The 2,763-nt window shown below is 63.6% G+C and carries 4 protein-coding genes; all 4 read left to right on the forward strand.

Going from position 1 to position 2,763, the window contains the following annotated elements; genetic code table 11:
• Nucleotides 1–1,767, forward strand: a 1,767-nt coding sequence (locus tag XalbCFBP2523_RS15600) for a phage/plasmid primase, P4 family (RefSeq protein WP_104630005.1), incomplete at its 5' end; no start/stop codon positions are given.
• Nucleotides 1,768–1,911: 144 nt separating this feature from the next.
• Complete coding sequence (locus tag XalbCFBP2523_RS15605) at nt 1,912–2,376, forward strand: crossover junction endodeoxyribonuclease RuvC (protein ID WP_045766145.1); 465 nt, start codon at nt 1,912–1,914, stop codon at nt 2,374–2,376.
• A gap of 4 nt (nt 2,377–2,380) precedes the next feature.
• Nucleotides 2,381–2,584, forward strand: a complete 204-nt coding sequence (locus XalbCFBP2523_RS15610; protein ID WP_012916867.1) for a hypothetical protein — start codon at nt 2,381–2,383, stop codon at nt 2,582–2,584.
• Nucleotides 2,577–2,763 (forward strand): DUF6362 family protein (locus tag XalbCFBP2523_RS17295; RefSeq protein WP_249027739.1); only part of this gene is annotated, 187 nt, incomplete at its 3' end. The genes XalbCFBP2523_RS15610 and XalbCFBP2523_RS17295, both read left to right, overlap by 8 nt.

The following is a 2,763-nucleotide window of genomic DNA, read 5'->3' on the forward strand; positions in this document are numbered from 1 at the left end:
ATGACCCCACCCGACCCTCGCCCCCTGTACAACCAGCCGGGGTTGGTGACGGCCAGCCAGGTCGTGCTGGTCGAAGGCGAAAAGTGCGCGCAGGCGTTGATCGCCAGCGGCGTTGTGGCGACCACCGCCATGAACGGTGCCAACGCCCCGATCAACAAGACCGATTGGTCGCCATTGGCGGGTAAGTCGGTGCTGATCTGGCCTGACCGCGACAAGCCGGGCTGGGACTACGCGACGCAGGCCGCGCAAGCCATTCTGTCGGCGGGGGCGACCTCCTGCCACATCCTCTACCCGCCCGAGAATGCCGTGGCGGGCTGGGATGCGGCAGACGCCGTGGCCGAGGGGTTCGACATCGTCTCCTTCCTCGCGCACGGTCCGCGCCTGCAGATGCACGCCATCGATGATGATGCCGCGCCAGTGGTCAGCAACGATGAATCGGTGGCGGGCACCGAGGATGCGCTGGCGCTGGCCTTTACCCGCCGCTACCACCGCGATTGGCGCTACGTCGCCACCTGGGGCCGGTGGCTGGTGTGGGACGGACAACGCTGGCGCACCGAGGATACGTTGGCAGCAACCGACCTGATCCGCAGCGTCTGCCGCCATGCGGCGGTCCAAGCCGACAACGCAAAAATCGCCACCAAACTCGCCAGTGCCGGCACGGTCAGCGGTGTCGAACGGCTGGCGCGCGCTGATCGCCGGCATGCCGCCACCACCGCCGAATGGGACGCGGACCCGTGGCTGCTCAATACGCCCGGCGGCGTGGTTGATCTCAGGACAGGCCGACGGCGCACGCACGAACGTGCCGACCGGATCACCAAGATCACCACGGCCACGCCGAGCGATGGCTGCCCGATCTGGCAGAGGTTCCTCGCCGAGATAACAGACCAGGACAACGAACTGCAAGCCTATCTGCAACGGATGGTCGGCTATGCACTCACCGGCTCCACGCAGGAACACGCGCTGTTCTTCCTGTACGGCACCGGTGCGAACGGGAAATCGGTATTCGTCAACACACTGGTCACCATCTTCGGCGACTACGCAGCCAACGCGCCGATGGACACGTTCATGGAGACACGCGCCGACCGGCACCCGACCGACATGGCGGGACTGCGTGGTTCGCGCTTCGTGGCGGCCATCGAAACCGAACAGGGGCGACGATGGGCCGAGTCGAAGCTGAAAAACCTCACCGGCGGCGACAAAATCTCCGCACGCTTCATGCGTCAGGACTTCTTCGAGTTCTTCCCACAGTTCAAGCTTTTCGTCGCAGGCAACCACAGGCCCGCCATCCGCAACATCGATGAGGCAATGAAACGGCGGCTACACCTGATCCCGTTCACGATCACCGTGCCACCCGAGCGCCGCGACAAACATCTCCAGGAAAAGCTGTTGAACGAGCGCGACGGCATCCTTGCCTGGGCCGTCCAAGGATGCCTGCACTGGCAACGCCTCGGACGGCTTGCGCCACCGCAGCAAGTTCTGCAAGCCACCGAGGAGTACTTCGAGGCAGAGGACGCGCTTGGCCGATGGATCGGCGAACGCTGCGTGCGCCATGTCAATGCCAAGTCGCTCACTGCCGAGTTATTCAACGACTGGAAGTTGTGGGCCGACGACGCAGGTGAATTCATCGGCTCGCAGAAGCGCTTCGCTGATCTGCTCCTGACCCGTGGTCTGGAGAAGTGGCGCAACTCGACGGGCCTGCGTGGCTTCCGTGGCGTGGGTCTCAAGCACCTGCACACGCGCGCTGACACCGCCTCCGACAACGACTGAATGCCATTGCGACACATCCGACTGACGCATTTGACGCACTACATCGTAAGTCCTACGCGCGCGTACGCGCGCACACACCTCATGAGGGAGTTTCGATGTGACCCGTCCAATCTGTCAGTCCCTCCCGACTTGGAGCACTTGACGATGAACACGACGATCCTGGCCCTGGACCTGGGCACTCGCACTGGGTGGGCACTGCAGCACTCGGATGGCACCATCACCAGCGGCACCGAGCCCTTCACCCCGCAGCGATTCGAAGGCGGCGGCATGCGCTTCCTGCGCTTCAAACGCTGGCTCAACGAAGTGCTCTCCACCGCCAATCCCATCCACACGGTGTACTTCGAGGAGGTGCGCCGACATGCCGGCGTCGATGCCGCCCATGCCTATGGCGGCTTCATGGGGCATCTGACCGCATGGTGCGAACACCACCAGATTCCCTACCAGGGCGTACCGGTCGGCACGATCAAGAAGCACGCCACCGGCAAGGGCAACGCCAGCAAAGACGACATGATCGCCTCCGCTCGGCGACGTGGTCATACCCCCATCGATGACAACCAAGCCGATGCACTGGCCCTGCTGCACTGGGCCATCGAGACACAGGGAGTGTGAAACCATGAAAATCCCGACCCCGACCTACCGCAGCCCGCTTGGACGTTTCCAGCCAGAGCGCGTGGATGTGGAGACGATCAAACGGCAAGGATGGCGCGACCAAGCCATCCTGGTCATCAACGCGCAGGATGAGCGACTGGATTTCATCGAGCGGGAAATCGTGCGACGCATAGGCGAGCGTCTGTATGGGAGCAAGCGTCATGGTTAACCGGCATGCTCCGTGGACGATCCAAGAGATTGCGCATCGCTTCGAAGAGGCAGCCTCAACGGGGCGTCGACTGCCTTGCGTTCGCACACCCGGCTACTTCAACGCCTGGCCCCACATCCTGCGGCAGCAGTGGGAGGCATTCGCCACAGAGGATCGCCCCTATCGCCCCTTTCCACCGA

The organism is Xanthomonas albilineans, from assembly GCF_002939705.1.
GTDB lineage: Bacteria > Pseudomonadota > Gammaproteobacteria > Xanthomonadales > Xanthomonadaceae > Xanthomonas_A > Xanthomonas_A albilineans.

Coding starts and splice junctions, on each gene's coding strand:
- XalbCFBP2523_RS15605 (WP_045766145.1), top strand. CDS start 1,912: ATGAACACGACGATCCTGGCCCTGGACCTGGGCACTCGCACTGGGTGG.
- XalbCFBP2523_RS15610 (WP_012916867.1), top strand. CDS start 2,381: ATGAAAATCCCGACCCCGACCTACCGCAGCCCGCTTGGACGTTTCCAG.